Raw genomic sequence first — 25,052 nt, forward strand, 5'->3', positions numbered from 1 at the left:
CGCGTGCGCGCGCGGGACACACCCCCCCCCCCCCCCCCCGCCGGGGGGGGCGGGCGGGGGGGGGGGGGGGGGGGGGGGGGGGGGGGCGCCCCCCCCCCCCCCCCCCCGCGCCCGACGTCCAGATACCGCACCGGCAGGCCGCGATCGCCGAGCACGAGTTCGAGGCTGCCCAGATCTTCGAAATAGACGTGGCGAATCGCCAGGACTTCATGTTTCATCGGCGGCTTTCCGTAGGTCGAGCGCGTGTGGCCCGGAACGAAGTTGTGACGAGCCGCGCCTCGCGGTGAGGCGCGACGGGCACAGTCTAACCGACTCGCCGCGGCCCCACAGCGCCGGATGACGCCGAATGGCTTGTACGCCGTCCGCCCGGATCAGGCGACCTGGGCGAAGACCTTCCAGCTTTTCTTCTGCGTGGCGACGTCGGCTTCTTCGTATACCGAACAGTCGAGACGCAGATCGGTGTCCGCCATGTCGATCTGAAGAAGCGAGCAGTGATGCGGCGTCTTCTTCGGATTCTTGCTCGCTTCGAAGTGCGAGCAGGACAGACACATGCGGTGCGCCGGAATCTGCTGTTGCGATTCGAGCTGACGGATGGTCTTGAGCAGCGTGCGGTAGAACGCAACCTGCTCGTCCTCGCGCAGCGTGCCGACCGCCTTCGCGAGGAAGTCCGGCCATTGCAGCGCCTTCTTCGCGGCCGTGCGGCCACGCGCGGTCAGACGAACCGCGAGCGCGCGGCCATCGTCGAGCGCGCGGCGCTTTTCGACGAGACCCTTGCCTTCGAGCGTGCTCACCGCATCGCTCGTCGTGGCGGCGGTCAACGCCGTTTCACGCGCGATCTCGCCGAGGCGCATCGGCCCCTTGCGCTGCATCAGCAGAACGAGAATTTCACCCTGGGTCGGCGTCAGCCCCGCGCCTTCCGCCCATTCCCATGCCTGGCTGCGCATCGCGGTGCTCAGCCTCAGCAGGCCGTGGGTCACCCGCCCCGTCGCCTGCTCTCCGTAAACGCCTTCACTCATAGTCTTTCGCTTGTTGTTCCGCTTATGTGTTTGACGGCACGTTCGCGCCGACCGCCGCGAACACCTCGTCCGAAACGCCGTCCGCAGAAGAGTACTCCGAACCCCTTGCGAACTGCACTTCGTTCTCGGTCCCCGCCGTCTCAAAATTCAGGCGTGCCAAGCCAATTAGCGGTGCCTGATTGGGGACATTGCAACCCTCTTCGTTTTGCGCCTTCTTATGGTCCTGCTCGTGGCGCTGTTTTCCTGCCGACTATAACGCTACGCCAGCAAAGTCGCCATTCTAAGCGACCTAGAACAAACGTACACCTTAATTATCCACGCAGAACTGTGGATAACCCGTGGAAAAACGTCTTCTTTGTTTGTGGACGTATTCTTGATAACACTGCCGGCGCGTCGCACGCCCTTCGGTTGTCCAGAATTTCGTATCGCGACGAGCGCATGATCCACATGGTTATCATCGCGCTAGCACGTTGACTCTGAACCTCTTTTTGACGTTTTCCACAGCGACGCGCGGGGCTTGTTAACTACTATTACGGATGTATACGGATTCTTCGAAGTAAACCTTAGCGACGTCGAATCGGTTCTTTTTCAAACGTTGCCGTGAGCGCGTTATTCCCGTTGCTCGTCAAGCACATGTTTCATTCGGCTCAAAAACAAAAGGCCGCTTCGGAATAGTTCGAAGCGGCCTTTCGTCATGATTCGCTGAATTGCATCAGCGTAAGCGTAAGCGCTGCGTTATCGACGCCATTGCAGACATTGCTGTCTGACTGCCTCGTGCAGCGACTTCTCCTTGTCGACCACGCCGCGCAGCCACGTCGCGTCGTTCACGCCGCGCGCGATGTCCGCGACTTCCGCCAGCGCGGCCTGCGAGCCGAGCGCTTCGGCGTGCGGCGCGAGCACGTCGAGCGTTGCCAGAATGTCCTCGCCGATGGTCTGCCGCTCGCCCGTCTGCGGATGGATGCAGGTGCCTTCCAGCCCGAAGCGGCACGCCTCGAAGCGGTTGAACGTGTAGACCAGATAGTCGTCCTCCCGCGGCGTCAGCGGCTTGTCCAGCAGCAGATAGCGCGAGAGCGTCTGGATGTAGCAGGCGATCGCCGCGGCACGGTCGACGGACAGCGGCGTGTCCATCACGCGCACTTCGATCGTGCCGAAGCCGGGCTTCGGCCGGATGTCCCAGTAGAAGTCCTTCATGCTGTTGACGACGCCCGTGTTGACCATCTTCGAGAAATATTCCTCGAAGCCGTCCCAGGTCAGCACGAAGGGCGCGCGTCCCGACAGCGGAAAAGCGAATACCGAGTTCAGACGCGCCGAGTGAAAGCCCGTATCGACGCCCTGAATGTAAGGCGACGATGCCGAAAGCGCGATGAAATGCGGGATGTAGCGCGACATCGCATGCAGCAGGAAGAGCGCGCTGTTCGGATCGGGACAGCCGATATGTACGTGCTGCCCGAACACCGTGAACTGTTTGGCAAGGTATCCGTACAGCTCGGAAATGTACTGAAAGCGCGGCGCGTCATAGATCTGGCGATCGCTCCATTGCTGGAACGCATGCGTGCCGCCGCCCGCAAGCCCGACGTTCAGCTGGTCCGCCGCGGCGACGAGCACGTCGCGGATCTTGCGCAGATCCGTCACGGCCTGCTCGTGCGTCGTGCAGATGCCGGTCGACAGCTCGATCATGCTTTCGGTGATTTCGGGCGTGATGTTGCCCGGAATCTTTTCGTCCTTGATGAGACGCATGAGGTCCGACGCGGCGCGCGTCAGATCGTAGTCATGCGTGTTGACGACCTGGATCTCCAGCTCGACGCCGAACGTGAACGGTTCGGAGTTGATGAAAGGTTCGAGTGCCATGGCGCCTCTTGAATGAACAATGCTTGAAGAGTACGGGCGCTTACTCGCGCCGCTCGCCCACCGCCGACAGGCTACGGTACACGACGAAAGGCGAGACGATCTGCAACACGACGATCGAGCACATGACGATCGCGCGCAACGTCGGGTCGTAGTCCGGATAGAGCACGTACATGTCGTCGACGAGCAGATACGCGAGCGCGGACATCGGCGTGAGCGCGACGCCGAGCGCCGCGCCCTGCTTCCAGTTGAGGCCGCTCGGTTTCGCGAAAATCAGCACGCCGACCAGCTTGCCGACGAAACGCGCAACGATCAGCCCGACCGCCGCAACGCCGCCGAGCGCGATGTCGCGCCAGTGAAACGATGTCAGCGTCAGCGCGAACAGGATCACGGTGAGCAGCCATCCGGCGGAACCGAAATGCGACGGCCACAGTTGCGGGCGTTCATCGGCGTTCTTCACGATGATGCCCGCGGCGAGCAGCGCGAGAATCGTCGACAGCTTGAAGATGTGCGCGATCGCGATCGCCAGCAGCACGAGCCCGAAGAGCGCGACGAACGAATGCTCGTCGTTCGCGGGCAGGCGCCGCACGAGCATGTTGCACGCGCGCGCGAGCAGGAACGCGAGCACGAGCGAACCGATCAGCAGATAAAGCGGCTGCAGGATCGTCGCAAACGCATTGCCGTAGATTTCCTGATGCAGCACGCCGGCCGCGAGCTTCTCGACGACCACCGCGTACATGCTGTTCAGCGCCGTCAGCGTCAGGAGGCGCTGCGTGACTTGGCCTTCCGCGCGCAATTCGGTCTTCAACTGGATGACCATCGCGGGCGACGTGGCCATCGCGATGGATGCGATCACGACCGAAGGCATCGTCGGCACGTTGAGGAGCGTCAGCGCGATCAGCACGAGGCCGAACGTGAGCGTCGATTCGGCGATGCTCGACAGAATCAGATACGGATTGCGGCGAATCCAGCGCAAGTCGAGCCGTCCGCCCAGTTCGAAGAGCAAGAGCCCGAGCGCGACATCGAGCAGCGGCCGCGACAGTCCGCCCGCGCTCGCGTCGATGACGCCGAGGCCCGCGTTGCCGGCAATCAGCCCGATCACCGCGAAACCGGTGATGCGCGGCAAGCGCCACGCGCGCCACAGCAACTCGCCGGCGAGGCCCGCCGTGACGAGCGCGAGGCCGGCCCAGAGAATCGCGTCGGGTTCGAGCGGCCAGGCGGGCAAAAATGAAAATGCCGAATTCATCGTATGGGATTCTCCTTCGGTGCTGCAGCAGAGCGTGCACGTTCCGTTGCGTGACTCGCATCGGCGGCGCGCGCTCGCGGACGAGGCGCATCCGCCCGGCTACGCGAGCGTTGGTTCATTCAGGCGAATCGAAATGCGAACGAACACGGCGTCACGGCGGAACCGTGCACGAATTAGACGACGCGTCCGGCTGACCACGAGACGCCTTGCATGCCCTCAATGTCGCACCGGACATCTCCGATCCGTGTGACATGAGTGGCGCATGCGGCGCCCGCTCGGATGCCGGGCCGAACGCAGCAAACGACGGTTGCGGCTTCGTTGATCAGATTCTTGGCTCGCAACCATCGTTCCATTGAAGCGGACGCCATCTTGGAGAGGGCGCAACGCAGGAAGAAGCGCGATTGTGCCATACCTCGCGTCGCCCGGCAGAAAGTCCAAGCTCATGATTCTTATGAAGTAAAAGCGACTGCCAGGCTCGACGCGAATGGCAAACCTGACCGGCTACCGGCTTGCCCGGCGATCGGACTTCCACGTTTACGGCCGGCCGATGAACTCGCCGTCAGGTGTTTACAGGTTTACTGTATATAAACGTAGTAGTGGTTAACAAAGCAACGCCTTTTCTGTGGATAACATGGGTTTTGTCTTTTCATTCAATCATTTGGAGAAAGCAGAAGCGGGCCGTAAACATGTTGGCGCCGCGCGGTGAACGCGGAACAACTTTTGGCCGCGTAAACCGGACGCCTCAGTTGTCCCGTTTACGTGCACAACGCGTTCACACGACTTTCACACGCAATTCGACGGCTTATCCACAACTTGCCGGGGATATCTCGCCGTGCCTCAACGCCTTTAGCAAAAAGCGGGCTGGATCGATGGCTTCGGCCAGCTCGCGCTCGATGGGCCAGGGTTCACCTTCGACGAGCGAAGCGATCAGCTCGGCCGCGAGCGTCGCCCAGACGAGTCCGCGCGAGCCGAACGCAAACGCGCCATAGAGACCCGGGATGCGCGGCAGATCGAGCGGCCACGCGCCCGACAGTTCACGCGCATTGCGGCGCGCGGCGTGTTCGTCGGCGAGCTGGCCGATCATCGGCATGCGGTCGCTCGTCACGCAGCGAAACGCGACGCGACCCGCGCGTACTGTGCCCGGCATCAGCGCGAGGTCCGGCAACATGCCCGCCACGCGCCCGATGTTCTCCCGATGTCCGGCCTCGCGGATCGCGCGATCGGGATCGTCGATGTCATACGTCGCGCCGACGAGCGTGCCGCCCGCGCCGAGCGGCACCGCGTAGCCTTCGCCGATCACCGGCATGCGCAGAGGATCGAGCGCGCAGCTATCGAGCACGGTGAGTTGGCCGCGCACGCTGCGCGTCGGTTCGCCGTACAGGCCAGCGAGCCGCGCCGCATCGTGCGCGTTCGCAAGCACGATGACCGGCGCGCTCGCGATCTCACCGCCGCTCGCGTCGAACGCGCGCCAGATGCGGCCATCGTGTTCGATGCGCGTCACTTCGGTATTCATGCGCGCCGTGATCCGCGCCGAAGCGTCATCGATTTGCGCCGCGCACACGGCCGCGGGCGAGATCGCACCGCCGCGTGGAAAGAACCAGCCGCCGCGCGCGACATCGACGCCCGCGATGCGCGATGCATCCGCGCGCGTCATAGCCTGCACGTAGTCGGATGGATACGCGAATCGCGCGATGGCGGCGGCGAGCGCATCGGCGTCTTCGGCCGTATCGGCGATCTGAAGCAGACCCGCGCCGCTGCGATGCAACTCGTGATTCGCGTCTTCCAGCGCGCGCCATCGGCGTAACGCGTAGAGAAATGCCGCGCGCGTGAGGCGTGCGGCGACGCTGTCGTCGCGCCAGACGATCGGATGAAATACGCCCGCCGGATTGCCCGATGCATCGCGCGCGGAGACCGCATGACGATCGATCAGCGTGATGTGCCAGCCGCGCGCGGCGAGCCGCGAACTCACCGCGCAGCCCGCGAGCCCCGCGCCGATGACGATGGCTTCGCGCGAGCTCGCGTCGCAACGCAGCGGCGGTTCATGACGACGCACACGCCAGCGCGGTGCGAAGCGCGCAACGAGCGGCGCATCCGTTGCGTCGGGCGAGCAGTCGAAACCCGACGATGCCAGCGCGCGCCGCAACGTCGGACGATGCGCCGGAGAGGCGTTCGCGCAAACCGTCGCGCCGTCGCCGGCAAAGCGCGCGAGCGTCTTGCACAGCTTGCGCGGATCGTCCGGCGCATCGAGATGAAACGCGTCGGCGCGCAGCCAGAGTTTCGCGAGCATCTCGTGGACGTCATCGCCGATGGCGAGCGTCAGCACGACGCGCCCATCATCGAACTCGAGGCGATGCACGCCCGGCACGCGCACCGGCCAGGCGCGCGCGAGTTCGGCGGCGAGCGGCGATGGATCGTCGGCCGAAGGCGGTTCGTTCAGCGCATTCGGCTGCGCGATAGCGACGACATGCAGCCGCTCGCAACGCGCTTCGTCGTCGCGCCAGCGTTGCCAGAGCGGAAGGAAGGCGCTGAACGTCGTATCGACGAAAGTGAAGATGCGTTCATGCCGCCAGCGCACGGGCAGATCGTGCGGCGCGAAAAGCAGGGATTCGGTCATGCGAAAGATTGGGAAACATCAAGCCGAAGATGACTTGGCGATGGCCGGCGCCATGCCGTTCGCGGCGTCTTCGATCATCAGCGGTTCGAGCGCGTAGCCCGCCGCGCGCCATGCTTCGAGGCCGCCGAGCAGCGGCGCGACATCGGTGAAGCCGTGCGCCGTCAGCTCTTTGGCGGCGAGCGCGGCCGATACTTCGCTCGGGCAATCGCAGTAGGTCACGAGCTTGCGATCGCGCGATATGCCGGCGAGTTGCGATGCGGCGTCGTCGTGCAAGAGCAGCGCGCCGGGAATCGCGAACGGATCCATCGCGCGACGTTCGCGTCGGCGCACGTCGATGACGAGCGGCGGCGGCTCGCCTTCTAGCAGCGTGCGGAGCATTGCTATATCGATGCGCGCCATGCGCAGCCTGCGCAACAGCGACACGCGCTGCCACCAGCGCACGGCGAGATAAAGCGCGAGCGCGATGACCGCGATCGCGATCACGCCGCGTCCGAACAGGTCGAGCCAGGCGAGCACGCTATCGACGAGATCGGCGAACATCGCGCCGAACGCGACGCCGATGCCGGACCACAAGAGCGCGCCGAGCGCGTCATAGAGAAGGAAGCTGCCGATGCCGATACCGGTCGCGCCCGCGACGGGAATAGCCAACGTCGACAAGCCGGGGATGAACTTCGAGACCGCGAGAATGCGTACGCCGAAGCGGCCGAAGAAGGCGAGGCTGCGGTTCACGCAGGTATCGCGCGAGATCGAAAGCTTGCACATGAAGGCGAGCACGCGGCTGCCGTAGCGGCGCCCGAGCCAGAACCAGAGCGCATCGCCGATGAGCGCCGCGATGCTGGCCGTGGCCACGATGGCCGCGAGCGCCTCCCACACCGCCGATGGAAAGCTCGTTGCAAGCCCCGAACCCGACGCCGAAGCGAAGCTCGCGGAGACCGCGATCGCTCCCGTCAAAACCAATGTGGGCAAGGCTGGGAGCGGCAAGCCGAGGCACTCGAGCAGAACGTTGGCAAAAACCAACGGCAGGCCGTATTCGATGATCAGCTCGCGTAGCATGGTTCGCGCCCTGGTGTTCTACGCCCAAAAAAGCGGCCGGGAGCCTCAAAAATATAAGGGTAAATCTTTGAAACCCTTATCCTGATTGGGTTTGCGCTGCGCTATCATACCAAGCGCCGCGTATAGAGGCGGCGCGAAGGCGACGAAGTGAAGCAATGCCGGTGAGATGCCGCGCAAGAACGCCGAATCGTCGGGGAGGCACGCCAGAAGGCCGTCCCTACTCGACTGCACGGTTTGCGCACGTATAATCGGCGCGTTCGCGCTGTTCGTGTCAACCTAAACTGATAAAGGAACCTTAATGAACAAACAGGAACTGATCGACGCCGTAGCCGCGCAGACCGGCGCCAGCAAGGCTCAAACCGGCGAAACGCTGGACACGTTGCTCGAAGTGATCAAGAAGGCTGTCTCGAAAGGTGACGCAGTGCAGTTGATCGGCTTCGGCAGCTTCGGCTCGGGAAAGCGCGCAGCGCGCACCGGCCGCAATCCGAAGACCGGCGAGTCCATCAAGATTCCGGCCGCGAAGACGGTCAAGTTTACGGCTGGCAAGGCATTCAAGGACGCAGTGAACAAGCGGTAAGCATCTTGCCGATTGTGCGGCTACTCGAAGTAGCCAGATGTACATGACCCGCCCTTCGGCGGGTTTTTTTTCGTCCGGCATCAATGCCGATGATCGTCGCAATCGCAGTCGGGACCGTGGTCGTGGTCGTGCTCATGATCGTGGTCCTCGACTTCCCACGCGGGGAACGGATCGGCGAAGCTTCGCCAGGCGTCGGGACCGCGCGCCCATTCGTCGTCGGTGAGCAGACATGCGTCGAAGCGGTCTTGCCAGACGGCAGGATCGAGATTCAATCCGATCACTACCAGCTCCTGCCGGCGATCGCCGATGCTGTTGTCATCCGGATCGCCATACCATTCCGCGACGATTTCGGCTTCGAGCTCGGGATCGTCAGTCGGCCATTCGCTGCGATCCTGCGCGGCCCACCATAGTCCCGCCGGTCCATGCCGGACCGTTCCGCCCGCTTGCGACAGCGAGCCGCCTACATCGCTTCGCGTCGCGAGCCAGAAGAAGCCCTTCGCGCGCAGCACGTCGGGCCATTCCTGATGCAACAGATTCCACAGACGCTCGGGATGAAACGGCCGGCGCGCGCGATACACGAAATGGCCCACGCCGAACGCATCGGGTTCGTCGGCCGACGGATGTTCGCCGTTCAGGATCGCGAGCCAGCCGGGCGCGCTCGCGGTCGCATCGAAATCGAAACGGCCGGTGTTCAGCACGTCGCCGATGGGAACGTCGCCCGATTGCGCCCGGACCTGGAGCGCGCGCGGATTGAGACCATGCAGGATGCGCGCGACCTTTTCGATTTCATCCGCGCTGGCGAGATCGATCTTGTTGATGACGATGACATCGCAGAATTCGATCTGTTCGATGAGCGTCTCGACGACCGTCCGATCGTCTTCGTCGTCATGGCCTTCCGGCAACAGACCGCGCTCGGCGAGCGAATCCGCGGACGCGTAATCGCGCAGGAAACTCGCGGCATCGATCACGGTGACGAATGTGTCGAGATGCGCGTGGCCCGCGAGCGTCGCATCGTCGTCGTCGCCGAACGCGAGATGCTCGGCGATGGTCATCGGTTCGGCGATGCCCGACGTTTCGACGACGATCGCATCGAAGCGCTGCTGCTCCGCGATCCAGCTGATCGCGCTTTCGAGCGCTTGCATCGACCGGCTGCCGAGTGTCAGAAGCAGGCAGCCGTTGGGCAGTTCGGTGGTTTCGCGATCGGCGCCGGAAGCGGCTTTGCTGCACGTCACTGCGCCGATGCGCACGCCTGCGGCGTTCGCGAGCAAGGCATCGACGAGCGTGGTCTTACCCGCGCCGGTGAATCCCGATAGCACGGTAATGGGCAATGGCATCTGATTCATCGCAATGGAGCGTGACAGGGAACGGAGCGCACGAGCGCGAACCCGCGCTGCCGGTCGGGCGGCGCGGGCGATCGAATAGGGGATTTTGCATCAAATGCACGCCGTGCGCGGCGCACATGCGGAAAAGCGCGGGCGAAGGTCAGCGCGTAGCCTGAAGCAGCTTCCAGCGACGCAGGATCTCGATGATCTGCGCCGAGTACTTATCGCGCAGCGCAGGTGTTTCGGAATGGTAAGCACCGACCGCCTGCCACGAATTGCCATACTTGTTCATCTTCTGACGCAGATGCCACGCGGCCACATAGACGCTCTTGCACGGCTCCATCAGCGTGCCGCTCGAGATGCCGTACTGGGCGAGCGTGTTGAGATGGATCGAGTTGATCTGCATCAGCCCGTAATCGGTCGAACCATTGGCGTTCTTGTTGATGGCGTCGGGCTTGTTGTGCGATTCCTGCCACGCGATCGCGCGCAGGATGAGCGGATTGACCTTCTGATACTTCGCCGCTTCGTCGAAGCAGTCTGCGTGCGCGGCCGCGGCCGCCATGAGCGGCCCGCATATCGCCAGTGATCGCAATATTCTCTTCATCTTCCTTCTGCTCCATCCGCGCACGCGGAACGTCATGCCGCCGTTGCGGCGCCTTGGCGCCAACGCCAACAAATCAACGTCCGCGGCCGGGCGTGCATGGGGAAAACCCACCCTTTCTGTAACCGCCCGGAATGCGGAACCGACCGTATCATACCGGCTGACGAATCCGCCCAAAAGTTGGCTATCAGACATACGCCCGTTTCGCGCTCCGAAGCCCGCATGCGCGCGAGGCGCACCGGCCTATTGATCGGACTTGTTCTAAATGTCTGAATAATAAGACTTCTGGACGTTGTACAATTCGGCTCCCGCGTACATCGGCCGAGTCTCGGAATCGTTCAGATACGGTCTATCGGCAAGTTATTCGAAAGCTTGAGAGCGCTGGATTTTGTATCGCACGTGGCAGCCTAGGGCAACGTGATCCGGAACGAATTGGCACAATTCCGTTACACAAAGCTGCTATCGTCATATTTTTTAAAATAACCGCGAGGGGTCGGGCCCGCCCGTTCCACACCGCGGTTGGCGGCGCTCTCGGCTGACGAGCGGGGCTGCCTCAGCCGGCTCCGAAGACCCGGCTCTGACATCAAACCCATGAGAAGACAACCTATGGCACTGCGTCGTCTGGCGACGGCAATGCTGGCGGCGGGACTTATCGTCGCCCAAGCCGCGCACGCGCAGGTGACGTTGAATTTCGTCAACGCGGATATCGACCAGGTCGCGAAAGCGATCGGCGCCGCTACCGGCAAAACGATCATCGTCGATCCCCGCGTCAAGGGGCAACTCAATCTGGTTTCGGAGAATTCGGTTCCCGAGGACCAAGCGCTGAAGACGCTCCAGTCGTCGCTGCGCATGCAGGGCTTCGCGCTCGTGCAGGATCACGGCGTCCTGAAGGTCGTGCCCGAAGCCGACGCCAAGCTGCAGGGCGTGCCCACGTATGTCGGCAATGCGCCGGCGGCGCGCGGCGATCAGGTGATCACGCAGGTCTTTCAGTTGCACAACGAATCGGCGAACAACCTTCTGCCGGTGCTGCGTCCGCTGATCTCGCCGAACAACACGATCGCGGCGTATCCGGCGAACAACACGCTCGTCGTCACCGATTACGCGGACAACGTGCGCCGCATCGCGGGCATCATCGCGGGCGTCGATACGGCGGCGGGCCGCTCCGTCGACATCGTCACGCTGAAGAACGCGAATGCGATCGACGTCGCCGAGCAGATGAACAAGCTGCTCGATCCCGGCGCGATCGGCAGCACGGACGCGACGCTGAAAGTCACCGTCACGCCCGATGCCCGCACCAACTCGCTGATGTTCCGCGCATCGAGCAGCTCGCGCCTCGCCGCGGCGAAGCAACTGGCGCAGAAGCTCGACGCGCCCACGACCCAGCCCGGCAACATGCACGTCGTGGCGCTGCGCAACGCCGACGCGACGCGTCTCGCCAAGACGCTGCGAGGCATGCTCGGCAAGGGCAACAACAGCTCGGACAACACGTCGAACACCAGCTCGAACACGTTCGGTCAGAGCGGCGGCGGTCTCGGCAATTCGTCGATGTCCACCGGAACGTCCGGCACGCCGCCGCTGCCGGGCGGACTCAGCGGCAGTTCGGGCAGCGGCAGCAATCCGATGTCGGGCGGCACCGGCAACAAGGACTCGAGTTTCTCGTCGAATAAGGACAACGATTCCGGCAACGACCAGGGCGGCGGCATGATCCAGGCCGATGCCGCGACGAATTCGCTGATCATCACCGCGGCGGATCCGGTTTATCGGAACCTGCGCACCGTGATCGACCAGCTCGACGCGCGCCGCGCGCAGGTGTACATCGAAGCGCTGATTGTCGAACTTTCCGCGACGAGCGGTTCGAATCTCGGCATTCAGTGGCAGGGCGCGCTGCTTTCCAACAGCGGCAACAACGCGCTCTACGGCAGCTCGAGCTTCGGCGCCGGCAATACGAACATCGTCGATCTGACCTTGCAGGGCAACGCGATCGCGCAGAATCCGTCGTCCCTCACGTCGACGTCCGGCCTGCTCGCGCAAGGCTTGAACATCGGCCTTTTGCACCGCTTCGGCAATCTCTTCGGTCTCGGCGGACTCTTGCAGGCGCTGTCGACATCGGCGGATGCGAACATCCTCTCGACGCCTAACCTCATCACGCTCGACAACGAGGAAGCGAAGATCGTCGTCGGCCAGAACGTGCCGGTCGTGACGGGTTCGTACGCGACGCCGACCGCCAACGCCGCCACGTCGGTCACGGCGTTCAACACGTTCGACCGCCGCGACGTCGGCGTGACCCTGCACGTCAAGCCGCAGATCACCGACGGCGGCGTGCTCAAGATGCAGATCTATCAGGAAGATTCGAGCGTCGATTCCACGACGAAGAACGATCCGGGCGGCGTGACGATCAACACGCGCTCGGTGCAGTCGACGATTCTCGCGGACGACGGCGAAATCGTCGTGCTCGGCGGTTTGATGCAGGATCAGTACAACAACAACAACAGCAAGATTCCGCTGCTCGGCGACATTCCGTTCATCGGCAGCCTGTTCCGCAGCGAAGGCAAGACGCGCACGAAGACCAACCTGATGGTGTTCCTGCGTCCGGTGATCGTGCGCGACCAGGCGACGGCCACGCAGATCGCCAACACGCGTTACGACTATCTGCGTCAGCAGCAATACGGCTCGACGACGGATAACCGCATCATCAAGGATCAGAACGTGCCGGTCATGCCGCCGAAACCGCTCGGTCCTTCCGAAGGCGGTGGACCGCCGGCCCAAAATCTGCTGGACTGGAGCGATACGACGCGCGGTCCCGGCCCGAGCACGACGCTGCCACAGAATCCGGATGCCGGCCCCGCGCCGCAACCGACGCAGACCGCGCCGCAATCGACGCTGCCGCCGCAAAGCACGTATCCGGCGCCGTCGAACGGCGCGACGAACGCGATTCCGGCCAATGGCGCGACCAACGCCATGCCGGGCAATGCCGCAACGGGAGTCCATCCGTGAGCACGGTCAACGATGCAGTCGAGAGCGCGAGCACCGCGGCGTCGCCGCTGGCGGCCCGGCTCGTGCCTTACGGCTTCGCGCGCAGCGGGCAGATTCTGCTCGCGCATCAGCACGCGGACAGCATCGAAGTCTGGATAAGCGAGCGCACGACCGACGCGGCGCTCGCGGAAGTCGCGCGTAATTTCGGCGCGCTGTCGATCATCCGCAAGCCCGCCGACGAGCTCGCCGCGGCAATCAACTCGGCCTACGCGCGCAACGACGGCAGCGCCGCGCAGGTCGTCGGCGAAGTGGAAGGCGAAGTCGATCTGTCGCGCCTGATGCAGGACATTCCGGAAGTGGAAGACTTGCTGGAATCGGAAGACGACGCGCCGATCATCCGCATGATCAACGCGCTGCTCACGCAGGCGGCGCGCGAACAGGCATCGGATATTCACATCGAGCCGTTCGAGAACGCGTCGGTCGTGCGCTTTCGCGTCGACGGCACGCTGCGCGACGTCGTGCGGCCGAAGAAGGCGCTGCACGGCGCGCTGATCTCGCGTATCAAGATCATGGCGCAGCTCGATATCGCCGAAAAACGTTTGCCGCAGGACGGGCGCATCACGTTGCGTGTCGGCGGCCGTCCGGTCGATGTGCGCGTGTCCACGCTGCCGACCGGCCACGGCGAGCGCGCGGTGCTGCGTCTCCTGGAAAAGGACGCGCAACGCCTGAATCTCGAAACGCTCGGCATGGCGCGCGACACGCTCGTCCAGTTCGACAAGCTGATCGGCCGCCCGCACGGCATCGTGCTCGTGACCGGCCCGACCGGCTCCGGCAAGACGACCACGCTGTACGCGTCGATGTCGCGCCTCGAGACGACGACCACCAACATCATGACGGTGGAAGATCCGATCGAATACGACCTGTCGGGCATCGGCCAGACGCAGGTGAACGAACGCATCGGCATGACGTTCGCGCGCGCGTTGCGGTCGATTCTGCGTCAGGATCCGGACATCATCATGATCGGTGAAATCCGCGATCTCGAGACCGCGCAGATCGCGGTGCAGGCTTCGCTCACCGGCCACCTCGTGCTCGCCACTTTGCACACGAACGATGCCGCTTCCGCCGTCACGCGTCTCACCGACATGGGCGTGGAGCCGTATCTGCTCGCGTCGTCGCTGCTCGGCGTTCTGGCGCAGCGGCTCGTGCGCCAGCTCTGTCCGGTGTGCAAGGAAGAGCGCGTCGAGGAAGACGGCACGAAGCATTACCATCCGGTCGGCTGCGACCGATGCGGCCAGTCGGGTTATGTCGGCCGTCGCGGTGTCTATGAGCTGCTGCTGATCGACGACGCGATCCGCCCGCTCATCCATCGCAATGCGGCCGATGCCGAGATTCTCGAGGCGGGCCGCAAGCAAGGCATGCGCACGCTGCGCGAGGACGGCGATCGCTGGCTCGCCGCCGGCGTGACGTCGCTGGAAGAAGTGTTGCGCGTGACGGGCGGAGAATAAGCAGATGCCGGCATTCCGTTTCGAGGCGATCGATCACGCGGGCAAGACGCAAAAAGGCGTGCTCGACGCCGACAGCGCCCGCGCCGCGCGCAGCCAGTTGCGCACGCAAGGGCTGACACCGCTCGTCGTCGAGGCGGCGGGCTCGCGCACGCGCGGCGAGCGCCAGCAGCGCCTGTCGCTCGGGCGGCGGCTGTCGCAGCGCGAACAGGCGATTCTCACGCGTCAGCTCGCGAGTCTTCTGATCGCGGGCTTGCCGCTCGGCGAGACGCTCGCGGTGCTGACCGAGCAATCCGAGCGCGATTACATCCGCGAACTGATGGCCGCGATCCGCGCCGAAGTGCTCGGCGGCCATTCGTTCGCCAACGCGCTCGCGCAGCATCCGAAGGACTTTCCGGAGATTTACCGCGCGCTCGTCGCGGCGGGCGAGCATACCGGCAAGCTCGGCCTCGTGCTGTCGCGTCTCGCGGACTACATCGAACAGCGTAATGCGCTGAAGCAGAAGATCATTCTGGCGTTCACGTATCCGGGCATCGTGACGATCATTGCGTTCGGCATCGTCACGTTCCTGCTGAGTTACGTCGTGCCGCAGGTCGTGAACGTGTTCGCGAGCACGAAGCAGGCGCTGCCCTTCCTGACCGTCATGATGATGGCGCTCTCCGCCTTCGTCCGAAGTTACTGGTGGGCGGTGCTGATCGGCGTCGTGATTTTCGCGTGGCTCGTGAAGACGATTCTCGCGCGGCCCGGGCCGCGCATGTCGTTCGACCGCTGGCTGCTGGGCGCGCCGCTCATCGGCAAGCTGGTGCGCGGCTACAACACCGTGCGCTTCGCCAGCACGCTCGCGATCCTCACCGCCGCCGGCGTGCCGATCCTGCGCGCGCTGCAGGCCGCGGGCGAAACGCTCAGCAACACGGCGATGCGCGAGAACGTCGACGACGCCATCGTGCGCGTGCGCGAAGGCTCGTCGCTGTCGCGCGCGCTCGGCAACACGAAGACGTTTCCGCCGGTGCTGGTTCACCTGATCCGCTCGGGCGAAGCGACCGGCGACGTCACCACGATGCTCGACCGCGCTTCCGAAGGCGAAGCGCGCGAACTCGAACGCCGCACGATGTTCCTCACGAGCCTGCTCGAACCGCTGCTTATCCTTGCGATGGGCGGCGTCGTGCTCGTGATCGTGCTCGCGGTGATGCTGCCGATCATCGAACTGAATAATCTGGTGCAGTGATGAACGCCCTTCAAACTCGCTTACTGACGCTCGCCGCGCTCGCGCTCTTTTGCGTGACGGTGACGTATTGGGTCGTCACGCTGACTTCGCGGCAAACCGCGCCGCTGCCCGCCGCGGCGGCGACGCGCCAGCCGTCGGTCGAGCAGGCTGCGACCATTTTCGGCGGACGGCTGGAGCGTCAGGCCAATTCGGACGTGCATCTGTTCGGCATTCTCGCGCTGCAGGGCGGCGCGGCGGCCATCGTGAGTTACGGCGGCGAGGCGGCGAAAGCCGTGTCGCTGGGCGGTCCGCTCACGCAAGGCGTGAAGCTTTCGGAAGTGCGCGCGCGCTCGATCATCATCGAGCGCAACGGCGTCAAGTCGGAGATTTTCCTGCCGCAGAATCCGCCCGGCCCGACGATCTGGGTGCGCTGAACGCGACGCGATGCCTCGCTTGCGGCCGAATCACGCGACGAAAGCGGATCGATAGAATGACCGGCGGCTTCGGCAAGGCGGAAAGCCGCGCGATTTTTGTAATCACCGGGCAAGACCCGGAAACAATATTTTCAATTCAAGAGGTAGCAGTCATGCAATTGTGGACCCAACGCCGCATGCGAATTCAACAAGCTCAGGCGCAAGGACGCCGCCAGCGCGGCTTCACGCTGATCGAAATCATGGTCGTGATCGCGATTCTCGGCATTCTCGCCGCGCTGATCGTGCCGAAGATCATGAGCCGCCCGGACGAGGCGCGCCGCGTCGCCGCGAAGCAGGACATCGGCACCATCATGCAGGCGATGAAGCTGTATCGCCTCGATAACGGCCGTTATCCGACGCAAGAGCAAGGCCTGCGCGCGCTGATCGAAAAGCCGACGACCGAGCCGGTGCCGAACAACTGGAAAGACGGCGGCTATCTCGAGCGCCTGCCGGCCGATCCGTGGGGCGGCCAGTATCAATATCTGAATCCGGGCGTGCACGGCGAAGTCGACGTGTTCAGCTACGGCGCGGACAACAAGGCCGGCGGCGAAGGCAACGATGCCGACGTCGGCTCCTGGCAGTAAATCGGCGGCTTGAATCGTGAACGGGCATTCGGCGGCGCGGCGTCAGGCAGGCTTCACGCTGCTCGAAATGCTCGTCGTGCTGGTGATCGCGGGCCTGCTCGTGTCGCTCGCGTCGCTGCAACTCACCCGCAACCCGCGCACCGATCTGAAGGAAGAAGCGCAGCGTCTCGCGCTGCTGTTCGAATCGGCGGGCGACGAAGCGCAGGTGCGCGCGCGGCCGATCGCGTGGCAGCCCATCGACGGCGGGTATCGCTTCGACATCCGCACCGAGGACGGCTGGCGTCCGTTGCGCGACGAACTCCTGCGTCAGCGGCGCTGGGAAGGCGGCGTGACCGGCGTATCCATCCAGTTCCTCGATTCGGACAAAACGGCGGGCCGGCTCGTGTTCGGCACGGAGGCCATCGACTCGCCCATGGAAATCACCTTGTTCTCGGCGGTAGGCCGCGTGACGATCGTCGGCAGCGGCAACGGCCGCTATCAGGTGCAGTGATGCGCCAGCGTCGTCATCAACGCGGCTTCACGATGATCGAAGTGCTCGTCGCGCTGGCGATCATCGCGGTGGCGCTCGCCGCCTCGGTGCGCGCGGTCGGCTCGCTCGCGACGGGCGAAGCGGAGCTGCATCGGCGGCTGCTCGCGGGCTGGAGCGCGGACAACGAACTCGCGCAGCTCAGGCTCTCGCATCAGTTTCCGGCGATCGGCTCGCGCACGTTCGACTGCTCGCAGGGCAATCTGAAACTCTCGTGCACGCAGCGCGTGAGCCAGACGCCCAATCCGATTTTCCGGCGCGTCGAGATGCTGGTCACGACGCCGGGCCGCTCCGGCTATCTGGCGCAAATGGTCACGGTGGTGGCGAATGAAACGAACCGCTCGCTCTGACCGCCGCACCAGTCAGCGCGGTTTCACGCTGCTGGAAATGCTGATCGCCATCGCGATTCTCGCGGTGCTCGCGGTGCTGTCGTGGCGCGGGCTCGATTCGGTGATTCGCGGCCGTGCGACCATCGAGAACGCGATGCAGGACGAGCGCATCGTCGCGCAATTGTTCGACCAGATGCGTATCGACGCGCGCCAGGCCGCAACCGACGACGAAGCCGGCCAGCCCGCCGTGCAGATCGGCAATGGCTCGCTGCAGATCGTGCGCGGCGTCTTCGCGCCCGGTACGGCGCCGCGTCTGCAAGTGGTGCGCTACAGGCTGTCGAACGGGCGGATCGTGCGCTATGCATCGCCGCCGCTGTCGAATGTCGGCGAAGTGCGGCGCGCGTTGCAGTCGGGCGATTCGGGCGACGGCTGGACATCGATTCCGCTGATGGGCGGCGTGGCGTCGCTCGCGACGCGCGTCTACATTCCGGAAAAAGGCTGGACGACGCGCATGGGCGACGTGTTCGCGCAGATCAACCAGAACGACAACAACCTGAAGGTGCCGCAACTGGGCAACGCGCCGCTGGCGCGCGCCGTGTCGGGCGTTCAGGTCGCGGTCGGCGCGCGCACGCTGGCGACGCCGATCACGCGCGTCTTTCTGGTCGGAGAATGAACATGCGCGCTCCGAACCGGAAGAAGCAGCGCGGCGTCGCGATCATCAGCGCGCTCCTCGTCGTATCGCTCACGGCGATTCTCGTCTCGGGCATGCTGTGGCGTCAGCAGGTGCAGATTCGGCGCATCGAGAATCAGCGGCTGCTCGCGCAGGCGCAATGGATTTCGCGCAGCGCGCTCGACTGGACGCGTCTCATCCTGCGCTCGGAAGCCGATACTTCGCCGACGGTCACGTATCTCGGCGGCGTGTGGGGCGTGCCGATCGCGCGGACGAAGCTGTCGGATTTTCTCGGGCAGATCGGCGAAGTGCGCGCGCAGCAAGGCGCGTCGACGTATCTGTCCGGCTCGATCGAGGACGCGCAGGCGAAATTCAACCTGCGCAATCTGGTGTCGACGCCGACGCCCGGCGTGCTGACGATCAACGTCGCGCAGATTCAGGCGTTTCAGCGGCTGCTGACGATGCTCGGCATCAACGGTTCGCTCGCGAAGACGGTCGCGCTGCAGATGCGCGCCGGCCTCGCGCGCTCCGCAACGCGCTTCCAGGCGCAAACGGGCAACAGCGCGACCACGGCGAGCGGCCAGAACAACGAATCGACGACGCTCGCGGCGATCGCGCAGGGCGGCGGCGCGGCCGGCGGCGGCAATTTCACCGACGATCCCGGCCTGAAGGACGCGGACAGCAACGCGCCGGTCGCGCCCTTGCAGATGATCACCGTCGATTCGCTGCTCGACGTGCCGGGTTTTTCCGCGGAAGCGGTCGCGAAGCTGAGGCCGTTCGTCACCGTGCTGCCGACGACGACCGCAGTGAACATGAACACCGCGCCCGCCGAAGTGATCGCCGCGCTGATCCCGGGCATGAATCTGTCGCAGGGACAAGCGTTCGTCGCGCGCCGCGAGACGGTGTTCTTTCACGACATCGGCAACGTGCAACTCGCGCTGACCGGCGCGGGCGTCAAGACGGTCTCGATCGATTCGAACGAGATGGACGTCACGACGAAGTATTTCGTGATCCACGGGCGCGTCGAACACGAGCGCGCGCAACTGGAGCGCACGACGCTCGTGTATCGCGATCCGACGACGCATACGACGCGCATCGTCTACACGCGTGATTCGCTGTAGAACCGATGCGCTGTTATTGATGAGAGGAAGTGGCCTTTGAGCACACTGATCGTTTTGTTACCGCCGCGCGATCCCGCGGTGCGCTCGGAAGAGTGGCATCTGCCGGATCTGCCGTTTCTGCTGCTCGACAAGCGCGGCGAGCCGCAACGCATCGGCCGCGCGGCGATCGGGCTGTTGCCGCGCGCGAGTGCGACCGTGCTGATCGTCGCTGCGCGCGACACGCTTCTGCTCGCCGCTGCCGTGCCGCCACTCAAGGGGCCGCGCTTGCGGCAGGCGCTGCCGAACGTCGTCGAGGATCAGCTGATCCAGGATCCGCAGACGTGCCACATCGCCGTCGATCCGGTCGCCCTCGCCGATGGCAAGCGCGTCGTCGGCGTGATCGATCGCGGCTGGTTCCGCTTCGTGGTCGGTGCGTTTTCGGGCGCGGGGCATCGCAATCTGAAGGCCGTGCCCGCGATGCGCTGCCTGCCGGTTCCGGCCGCCGTGCCATTCGATGAAACCGGCGAAGCCGAAGAGATCGAAGCGCCGCCGCAGCCGTTTATCGCGGGGCTGCTCGGTCATGTCGTGTCGACCGCGCCCGCGCTGATCGGCGAAATGGCCGCGCCCTCGCCCGCCGCGCTCGGCGCGCCGCGCATCGAGGTGGCGATTGCGCGCGGCGAACGCGCGGCGCTCGGCGAAGGACTCGCGCTGCCCGCCGATTCGATCGAGGCAACGCTCGCCGCGCTCGCCGGCGATCAACCCGTGACGCTTTATTCGCTCGCCGATCTGCCCGGCGACGAACCGCGCTTGTCCGGTTCGCGCAATGCTGCGGCGGCCATCGCCGGCGCGCATCCGATCACGTTCGAGGCGCTCGCGCGCAACGCGCTCGCGTGCCGCTTCGACCTGTGCCAGTTCGAATTCGCCGCGCAACCGTGGCGGCTCGACCGCGCGACGATGCGGCGTCTGCGCGTGCCGATCGCGCTCGTGGCGGCGTCGGTGGTCGTGTCGATCATCGGCATCAACGTGCAATGGCTGCAGCTTGCGCGTCAGCGCGACGCGATCAGCGCGCAGGAAACCGAGCTCCTGCTCAACGCCTTCCCGAAGACGACGACCGTGCTCGATGCGCCCGACCAGATGACGCGCAATCTCGATCGTCTGCGCGTGGCATCGGGCGAGCTGTCGCCGTCGGATTTCCTGTCGCTCGCCGACGGCCTCGCGCGCTCGCTCGGTCCCGTGCCGGTGAACGGCGTCGCGGGGCTCGATTATCGCGAGCGTCGGCTGGAAGTGACCTTCAAGCCGGAGACGAAGGTCGATCCCGATCTTTCGAAGCGCCTCGCCGCGAACGGCCTGAACGGATCGATCGATACGAACACAGGCAAATGGACGATCAGGAGCGGCCAATGAAAGCGGAAATCGGACGTTCCCTGTCGGAATTCTGGGAAGCGCGCACGCCGCGCGAGAAGACCATTCTCATGTGGGGCGGCATCGCGGTCGGGCTCGCGCTCGTCTATCTCGTGCTGTGGGCGCCCGCCTATGAAGGCCGCGCGCGGCTGCGCGAATCGCTGCCGACGATGCAGCGCCAGCTCGCGACGATGACCGCGCAGGCCAACGACGCGCGCTCGCTCGCGCCCGCCGCCGAAGGCGTGATGCCGACCGGCGCCGCGTTGCGCGATGCGCTCGCGAAGTCGCTCGCCGACAACGGCATGCAGCCGACGCAGGTTCAGGTGATCGGCGCGGCGGTGCAGATTCAGTTGAAGAACGCGTCGTTTCCGAACTGGACGGCGTGGCTCGACGACGCCCGCAAGCAGTTCAAGGTGCAGGTCTCGGAGGCGCACGTCACGGCGCTGAAGCCGGATGGCCAGGTCGATCTGACGGCATCGCTGCAACCGGCCGGCACGAAATGAGTTACTGGACGCGACGAATCCGGCTCGCGTTGCCGGCGCTTTTCGTGATCGTGATTTCGGTCGCCGGCACGCTGCTCGCGATGATGCCCGCCGCGTGGATCGTGCCGCAGTTCTCGAAGGCAACGGGCGGCCATGTGAATCTGGTCGATCCGGCGGGCTCGCTGTGGAGCGGCTCGGCCACGCTGATGCTCGCCGCGGGCAGCGACGGCGCGGGCGCGACGCTCTTGCCGGGGCGCATCGAATGGACGACGGCGTTTCTGCCGCTCTTCACCGGCCGCGTTCACATGACCATGCGTCAGACCGAAGCGATGCCCGATGCCGTGATCGTCGACGCCACCACGCGCGGCGCGGTCATCACCGCCGGCCAGATCGCCGTGCCCGCGACGTTGCTCTCGGGCCTCGGCGCGCCGTTCAATACGCTCGATTTCGACGGCAGCGTGCGGCTCTCGTGGACGGAGTTCCGCCTGCTGAACCGCAATGCGTACGGGCAAGTGGTCGTCACGCTCGATGACATGGCTTCGCGCGTCTCGCGCGTGAAGCCGCTCGGTTCGTATCGCGTCGCGTTGCAGGCGCAGGGCGCGTCCGCGACCATCGATCTTTCGACGAGCAAAGGTCCGCTGATGCTCACCGGCAACGGCGCGATCTCACCGGAATCGACGTCGTTCCAAGGCACGGCGACGGCCGCGCCGGATCAGCGGGAAAACCTCGCGGGTCTGCTCAACCTGCTCGGCCGTCACACCGATCCGGACACGGTCGCCCTGACCTTCATGCGTTAATCAGCGGCTGGCGGTTTGCGCCGGACTCGACGCGGGCGCGGGCGCTTGAACCGCGCCCGTTTCGCGATCCATCTGCCCGACATCCCAGCCGCCGCCGAGCGCCTTCACCAGTCCGACCGACGACACCATCCGCTGTCCCGCGATGTTCGCGAGCTTCTGCTGCGCGGTGAATGCGGTCGTCTGCGCGGTCAGCACGCTGATGAACGCGACCGTTCCCGCCTTGTACTGATTGTTGATGATCGCGAGCGCCTGCTGCGCCGATTCCACGGCCTGCTGCTGCACGACGATTTCCTTCTCCAGAATGCGCAGCGACGCGAGATTGTCTTCGACGTCCTGGAACGCGGTCAGCACCGTCTGCCGATACGTCGCGACGTTCTGGTCGTAAGTCGCGCGCGCGGCTTCGGTGCGTGCGGAGCGCAGGCCGCCGTCGAAAATGGTCGCGGCGATGTCCGGCCCGAGCGTCCAGAAGCGCGACGGCGCGCGCAGCAATTGCGACAGCACCGAGCTTTCGAAGCCGCCTTGCGCGGAGAGCGTGAGCGTCGGGAAGTACGCGGCCATTTCGATGCCGATCTGCTCGTTCGCCGCCGCGGCCTTGCGTTCCGCCGACGCGATGTCGGGCCGGCGCTCGAGAATCGCGGATGGCATCTGCACGGGAACGGTCGGCGGCGTGGCGTCGAGCGGAATCGGCGGAATCGAAAACGTGGAAGCGGCCTCGCCGACGAGCACCGCGATCGCATGTTCGTACTGCGCGCGCGCGACGCCGTTATCGATGGCCGATGCCTGCGCCGACTGCAACTGCGTCTGCGCCTGAATCACGTCCGAACGCGCGACGATGCCCTGCGCGTACTGATTCTGCGTGAGCTTGAGCGATTGCTCGTAGGCCGCGACGGTGTCGTCGAGGAGCCTTTGCTGCGCGTCGAGCGAGCGCAACTGGAAATAGGTTTGCGCGAGCGTGGCCTGCGCGGACAGCCGCGCGTTGGCGAGATCGGCGGCGGCGCCTTCCTGGCCGGCCTTTTGCGCGGAGACCGTGCGCGACACGCTGCCCCACAGATCCGGTTCCCACGATGCGTCGAGCGCAAGGCTGAACTGGTTGGTGACGGCACCCGTCTGCCCGAGGCTGGAGCTGCTGGTCGACCGGTTGCCCGCGCCCGTTCCCGAACGCGCCGCCGAAGCCGATGCGCCGATCGTCGGGAAATACGCCGCGCGCGCCTCGCCGACGAGCGCGCGTGCCTGACGATACGCGGCCGCGTATTGCGCGATGGTCTGGTTCGATTGATTCAGGCGCGCTTCGAGATCGTCGAGGCGCTCGTCGCGATAGATGCTCCACCATGCGCCGCGATCGGCCTGGTCGGCGGGCTGGGCGACTTTCCAGCCCTCGGGCGCTTCCTTGTAGCTGGCCGGGACCGCCGTCGTCGGGCGCTGATAATCGGGCCCGACAGCACAGCCGGCGATGAACATCGCGAGCATGGCGGCGAGCGCCGTCGTGGTCAGGCGCGCGGCGGCGGAAGCGGGAAAGGCGGGGCGATACGGCATCTGCTTGTCGGAATTCCTGTCGGCGCCGCGCCGTTCGATATGACGGACGCGGCAAGCCGAAATGGTAACGGAACGCGACGGGCGCTCGTGCGGCGCGCGCGTCAGGCAGACGTTAGCGTAACGGGTTCGCCGTAAGGCGGGTGTTACGCAGCGGGTGGAATCGGTTACGACGCGTTACGGTGACGATTATCGTCCACTACCGGGACACGGCGAGCAGGGCGCCGAGAGCAACGGTCGCGCCGGCGCTTTCGCGGGCGCGGCCGCCGCCTTGCGACGCTGCCGGTTCTCGAACCATCCCATGCCCAAGACGACGAACGATCCGCCCGGCAGCAGGAACACGATCAGATACAACGCGAGTTTCCACGAACTCAGCTTCGGCGGGACGAAGTGACGGGAGGCGTCGGCGATCTTGCTGCTGATGGGGCCGAAGCGTCGGCGGGCGGTACGGACAAAGCGGGTCATCGAAAGGTCCTTCGGGCGTCGGCGAGCGACGGCGGGCGGTCAGAACATGGTCTCGGGCGGCGCATGAAGCGCGTAACTCGTTGCATAGAATAATATTGACTGTGCAACTAATTTTCAAGATACTGCTGATTGCTTTTCGCAATTGTTGCCTTTAGGAGACGCGGCGCAGTGTCACACCTTTGCACCCGCGGTTTGACCGATGTCGCATGAACGGCGAACCGCTTTACGATCCCGCGACGATCCAGCTCGAAACGAGCCTCGGCTACTACCTCGCGAAGGCGCGCAACGTGCTCGTCATGCGAACGGATCAGGCGTTGAAGCCGCTCGAACTCACGTCGCCGCAGATCGGCGTGATTCTGCTGCTCGCGTCGGGGCGGGCGCGCACGCCGCTGGAACTGTCGCGCGAGCTGTCGTACGACAGCGGCTCGATGACGCGCATGCTCGACCGGCTCGAGAAGAAGGGTTTCGTCAGCCGCGCGCGTAGCGAAGTGGACCGGCGAATCGTCGAACTCAGTCTGACGGAGCGCGGACGTGACGCGGCGGCGCGTTTGCCGGTGATAGGCGCGGCCGTGCTCAACGAGCAGTTGCACGGCTTTACCCGCGCCGAGCTGGATCTGCTGATCGCGATGCTCGCGCGCATCGTCGGCAATACGCCGATGGGCGACTGCGCGCCATGCATGCTCGACGACGACTTGCCCTGATTCATCGGAATTAATCTGCATTTCTGCGCCGATTTCACTGT

Annotated in this window: 23 protein-coding genes and 1 pseudogene; 14 read left to right on the plus strand and 10 right to left on the minus strand. The window is 64.9% G+C overall.

The window, feature by feature from the left end:
• From NCR93_RS00005 to NCR93_RS00030, 6 genes and pseudogenes are all read right to left on the minus strand, one after another.
• A pseudogene (locus tag NCR93_RS00005) lies at nucleotides 1-218 on the minus strand (hypothetical protein); the annotation flags it as partial.
• Between the two features lie 153 nt (nucleotides 219-371).
• The gene (locus tag NCR93_RS00010; RefSeq protein WP_008352413.1) at nucleotides 372-1,016 is read right to left on the minus strand and encodes a MarR family winged helix-turn-helix transcriptional regulator; all 645 of its coding nucleotides are present in this window, start codon (nucleotides 1,014-1,016) and stop codon (nucleotides 372-374) included.
• A 735-nt stretch (nucleotides 1,017-1,751) separates the two neighbouring features.
• Nucleotides 1,752-2,864, minus strand: a complete 1,113-nt coding sequence (locus tag NCR93_RS00015; protein ID WP_008352412.1) for a YbdK family carboxylate-amine ligase — start codon at nucleotides 2,862-2,864, stop codon at nucleotides 1,752-1,754.
• Between the two features lie 40 nt (nucleotides 2,865-2,904).
• Nucleotides 2,905-4,107, minus strand: a complete 1,203-nt coding sequence (locus NCR93_RS00020) for a cation:proton antiporter (RefSeq protein ID WP_008352411.1) — start codon at nucleotides 4,105-4,107, stop codon at nucleotides 2,905-2,907.
• Nucleotides 4,108-4,909: 802 nt separating this feature from the next.
• On the minus strand, nucleotides 4,910-6,721 hold the full coding sequence (mnmC, locus tag NCR93_RS00025) for a bifunctional tRNA (5-methylaminomethyl-2-thiouridine)(34)-methyltransferase MnmC2/FAD-dependent 5-carboxymethylaminomethyl-2-thiouridine(34) oxidoreductase MnmC1 (RefSeq protein ID WP_250532106.1): 1,812 nt from the start codon (nucleotides 6,719-6,721) through the stop codon (nucleotides 4,910-4,912).
• Nucleotides 6,722-6,739: 18 nt separating this feature from the next.
• On the minus strand, nucleotides 6,740-7,774 hold the full coding sequence (locus NCR93_RS00030) for a VTT domain-containing protein (protein WP_250532107.1): 1,035 nt from the start codon (nucleotides 7,772-7,774) through the stop codon (nucleotides 6,740-6,742).
• Between the two features lie 298 nt (nucleotides 7,775-8,072).
• On the opposite strand from NCR93_RS00030, the gene NCR93_RS00035 reads away from it, so the two are divergent.
• Nucleotides 8,073-8,351 carry an HU family DNA-binding protein gene (locus NCR93_RS00035; RefSeq protein ID WP_008352404.1) on the plus strand — a complete coding sequence of 93 codons (279 nt, stop codon included), beginning with the start codon at nucleotides 8,073-8,075 and terminating at the stop codon, nucleotides 8,349-8,351.
• Nucleotides 8,352-8,431: 80 nt separating this feature from the next.
• On the opposite strand, the gene NCR93_RS00040 is transcribed toward NCR93_RS00035, so the two are convergent.
• Nucleotides 8,432-9,694, minus strand: coding sequence for a GTP-binding protein (locus tag NCR93_RS00040; RefSeq protein ID WP_250532108.1), 1,263 nt, complete (start codon nucleotides 9,692-9,694; stop codon nucleotides 8,432-8,434).
• A 139-nt stretch (nucleotides 9,695-9,833) separates the two neighbouring features.
• A complete protein-coding gene (locus NCR93_RS00045; protein ID WP_033536472.1) occupies nucleotides 9,834-10,277 on the minus strand; it encodes a lytic transglycosylase domain-containing protein in 444 nt (147 codons plus the stop codon).
• 603 nt (nucleotides 10,278-10,880) lie between these two features.
• Between NCR93_RS00045 and gspD the strand changes: the two genes are divergently transcribed.
• The 12 genes from gspD to NCR93_RS00105 all read left to right on the plus strand — a co-directional run bounded on the left by gspD (nucleotide 10,881) and on the right by NCR93_RS00105 (nucleotide 22,315).
• Nucleotides 10,881-13,268, plus strand: coding sequence for a type II secretion system secretin GspD (gene gspD / locus NCR93_RS00050; RefSeq protein WP_008352397.1), 2,388 nt, complete (start codon nucleotides 10,881-10,883; stop codon nucleotides 13,266-13,268).
• A complete protein-coding gene (gene gspE, locus NCR93_RS00055) occupies nucleotides 13,265-14,752 on the plus strand; it encodes a type II secretion system ATPase GspE (protein ID WP_008352395.1) in 1,488 nt (495 codons plus the stop codon). Before gspD ends, gspE begins: the two co-directional genes overlap by 4 nt.
• 4 nt (nucleotides 14,753-14,756) lie before the next feature.
• A complete protein-coding gene (gspF, locus tag NCR93_RS00060; protein WP_008352392.1) occupies nucleotides 14,757-15,974 on the plus strand; it encodes a type II secretion system inner membrane protein GspF in 1,218 nt (405 codons plus the stop codon).
• Nucleotides 15,974-16,387, plus strand: a complete 414-nt coding sequence (locus NCR93_RS00065; RefSeq protein ID WP_175979674.1) for a general secretion pathway protein GspC — start codon at nucleotides 15,974-15,976, stop codon at nucleotides 16,385-16,387. Before gspF ends, NCR93_RS00065 begins: the two co-directional genes overlap by 1 nt.
• Before the next feature lie 152 nt (nucleotides 16,388-16,539).
• Entirely contained in the window at nucleotides 16,540-17,010 is a 471-nt protein-coding gene (gene gspG / locus NCR93_RS00070; protein WP_008352390.1) for a type II secretion system major pseudopilin GspG, read from the plus strand.
• Nucleotides 17,011-17,026: 16 nt separating this feature from the next.
• The gene (locus NCR93_RS00075) at nucleotides 17,027-17,500 is read left to right on the plus strand and encodes a GspH/FimT family pseudopilin (RefSeq protein ID WP_008352389.1); all 474 of its coding nucleotides are present in this window, start codon (nucleotides 17,027-17,029) and stop codon (nucleotides 17,498-17,500) included.
• Entirely contained in the window at nucleotides 17,500-17,886 is a 387-nt protein-coding gene (gspI, locus tag NCR93_RS00080) for a type II secretion system minor pseudopilin GspI (protein ID WP_008352388.1), read from the plus strand. Before NCR93_RS00075 ends, gspI begins: the two co-directional genes overlap by 1 nt.
• Nucleotides 17,864-18,538, plus strand: coding sequence for a PulJ/GspJ family protein (locus NCR93_RS00085; RefSeq protein ID WP_239294371.1), 675 nt, complete (start codon nucleotides 17,864-17,866; stop codon nucleotides 18,536-18,538). The genes gspI and NCR93_RS00085 overlap by 23 nt, the downstream gene beginning before the upstream one ends.
• Nucleotides 18,535-19,656 (plus strand): type II secretion system minor pseudopilin GspK, encoded by a 1,122-nt coding sequence (gene gspK / locus NCR93_RS00090; protein ID WP_250532109.1) that lies wholly within the window; start codon nucleotides 18,535-18,537, stop codon nucleotides 19,654-19,656. The genes NCR93_RS00085 and gspK overlap by 4 nt, the downstream gene beginning before the upstream one ends.
• Nucleotides 19,657-19,692: 36 nt before the next feature.
• Nucleotides 19,693-21,039 carry a type II secretion system protein GspL gene (gene gspL, locus NCR93_RS00095; RefSeq protein ID WP_008352385.1) on the plus strand — a complete coding sequence of 449 codons (1,347 nt, stop codon included), beginning with the start codon at nucleotides 19,693-19,695 and terminating at the stop codon, nucleotides 21,037-21,039.
• On the plus strand, nucleotides 21,036-21,539 hold the full coding sequence (locus NCR93_RS00100; protein ID WP_008352384.1) for a type II secretion system protein M: 504 nt from the start codon (nucleotides 21,036-21,038) through the stop codon (nucleotides 21,537-21,539). The genes gspL and NCR93_RS00100 overlap by 4 nt, the downstream gene beginning before the upstream one ends.
• Nucleotides 21,536-22,315 (plus strand): type II secretion system protein N, encoded by a 780-nt coding sequence (locus NCR93_RS00105; protein WP_008352383.1) that lies wholly within the window; start codon nucleotides 21,536-21,538, stop codon nucleotides 22,313-22,315. Before NCR93_RS00100 ends, NCR93_RS00105 begins: the two co-directional genes overlap by 4 nt.
• Here NCR93_RS00105 and NCR93_RS00110 read toward each other — a convergent pair whose 3' ends face one another.
• Entirely contained in the window at nucleotides 22,316-23,848 is a 1,533-nt protein-coding gene (locus tag NCR93_RS00110) for an efflux transporter outer membrane subunit (protein WP_034472334.1), read from the minus strand. It abuts the gene before it with no gap.
• Between the two features lie 186 nt (nucleotides 23,849-24,034).
• The gene (locus NCR93_RS00115) at nucleotides 24,035-24,310 is read right to left on the minus strand and encodes a hypothetical protein (RefSeq protein WP_008352380.1); all 276 of its coding nucleotides are present in this window, start codon (nucleotides 24,308-24,310) and stop codon (nucleotides 24,035-24,037) included.
• Nucleotides 24,311-24,516: 206 nt separating this feature from the next.
• Between NCR93_RS00115 and NCR93_RS00120 the strand changes: the two genes are divergently transcribed.
• Nucleotides 24,517-25,011 carry a MarR family winged helix-turn-helix transcriptional regulator gene (locus NCR93_RS00120; protein ID WP_008352379.1) on the plus strand — a complete coding sequence of 165 codons (495 nt, stop codon included), beginning with the start codon at nucleotides 24,517-24,519 and terminating at the stop codon, nucleotides 25,009-25,011.
• Nucleotides 25,012-25,052: the final 41 nt, after the last annotated feature.

Source organism: Caballeronia sp. ATUFL_F1_KS39, from assembly GCF_023630985.1.
GTDB classification, from domain to species: Bacteria; Pseudomonadota; Gammaproteobacteria; order Burkholderiales; family Burkholderiaceae; genus Caballeronia; species Caballeronia zhejiangensis.

What these genes read in the sequence shown, in the direction of transcription:
- NCR93_RS00010 (WP_008352413.1), bottom strand. Translation starts at nt 1,016, where the DNA reads ATGAGTGAAGGCGTTTACGGAGAGCAGGCGACGGGGCGGGTGACCCAC.
- NCR93_RS00015 (WP_008352412.1), bottom strand. Translation starts at nt 2,864, where the DNA reads ATGGCACTCGAACCTTTCATCAACTCCGAACCGTTCACGTTCGGCGTC.
- NCR93_RS00020 (WP_008352411.1), bottom strand. Translation starts at nt 4,107, where the DNA reads ATGAATTCGGCATTTTCATTTTTGCCCGCCTGGCCGCTCGAACCCGAC.
- mnmC (WP_250532106.1), bottom strand. Translation starts at nt 6,721, where the DNA reads ATGACCGAATCCCTGCTTTTCGCGCCGCACGATCTGCCCGTGCGCTGG.
- NCR93_RS00030 (WP_250532107.1), bottom strand. Translation starts at nt 7,774, where the DNA reads ATGCTACGCGAGCTGATCATCGAATACGGCCTGCCGTTGGTTTTTGCC.
- NCR93_RS00035 (WP_008352404.1), top strand. Translation starts at nt 8,073, where the DNA reads ATGAACAAACAGGAACTGATCGACGCCGTAGCCGCGCAGACCGGCGCC.
- NCR93_RS00040 (WP_250532108.1), bottom strand. Translation starts at nt 9,694, where the DNA reads ATGAATCAGATGCCATTGCCCATTACCGTGCTATCGGGATTCACCGGC.
- NCR93_RS00045 (WP_033536472.1), bottom strand. Translation starts at nt 10,277, where the DNA reads ATGAAGAGAATATTGCGATCACTGGCGATATGCGGGCCGCTCATGGCG.
- gspD (WP_008352397.1), top strand. Translation starts at nt 10,881, where the DNA reads ATGGCACTGCGTCGTCTGGCGACGGCAATGCTGGCGGCGGGACTTATC.
- gspF (WP_008352392.1), top strand. Translation starts at nt 14,757, where the DNA reads ATGCCGGCATTCCGTTTCGAGGCGATCGATCACGCGGGCAAGACGCAA.
- NCR93_RS00065 (WP_175979674.1), top strand. Translation starts at nt 15,974, where the DNA reads ATGAACGCCCTTCAAACTCGCTTACTGACGCTCGCCGCGCTCGCGCTC.
- gspG (WP_008352390.1), top strand. Translation starts at nt 16,540, where the DNA reads ATGCAATTGTGGACCCAACGCCGCATGCGAATTCAACAAGCTCAGGCG.
- gspI (WP_008352388.1), top strand. Translation starts at nt 17,500, where the DNA reads ATGCGCCAGCGTCGTCATCAACGCGGCTTCACGATGATCGAAGTGCTC.
- NCR93_RS00085 (WP_239294371.1), top strand. Translation starts at nt 17,864, where the DNA reads ATGAAACGAACCGCTCGCTCTGACCGCCGCACCAGTCAGCGCGGTTTC.
- gspK (WP_250532109.1), top strand. Translation starts at nt 18,535, where the DNA reads ATGAACATGCGCGCTCCGAACCGGAAGAAGCAGCGCGGCGTCGCGATC.
- NCR93_RS00100 (WP_008352384.1), top strand. Translation starts at nt 21,036, where the DNA reads ATGAAAGCGGAAATCGGACGTTCCCTGTCGGAATTCTGGGAAGCGCGC.
- NCR93_RS00105 (WP_008352383.1), top strand. Translation starts at nt 21,536, where the DNA reads ATGAGTTACTGGACGCGACGAATCCGGCTCGCGTTGCCGGCGCTTTTC.
- NCR93_RS00110 (WP_034472334.1), bottom strand. Translation starts at nt 23,848, where the DNA reads ATGCCGTATCGCCCCGCCTTTCCCGCTTCCGCCGCCGCGCGCCTGACC.
- NCR93_RS00115 (WP_008352380.1), bottom strand. Translation starts at nt 24,310, where the DNA reads ATGACCCGCTTTGTCCGTACCGCCCGCCGACGCTTCGGCCCCATCAGC.
- NCR93_RS00120 (WP_008352379.1), top strand. Translation starts at nt 24,517, where the DNA reads ATGAACGGCGAACCGCTTTACGATCCCGCGACGATCCAGCTCGAAACG.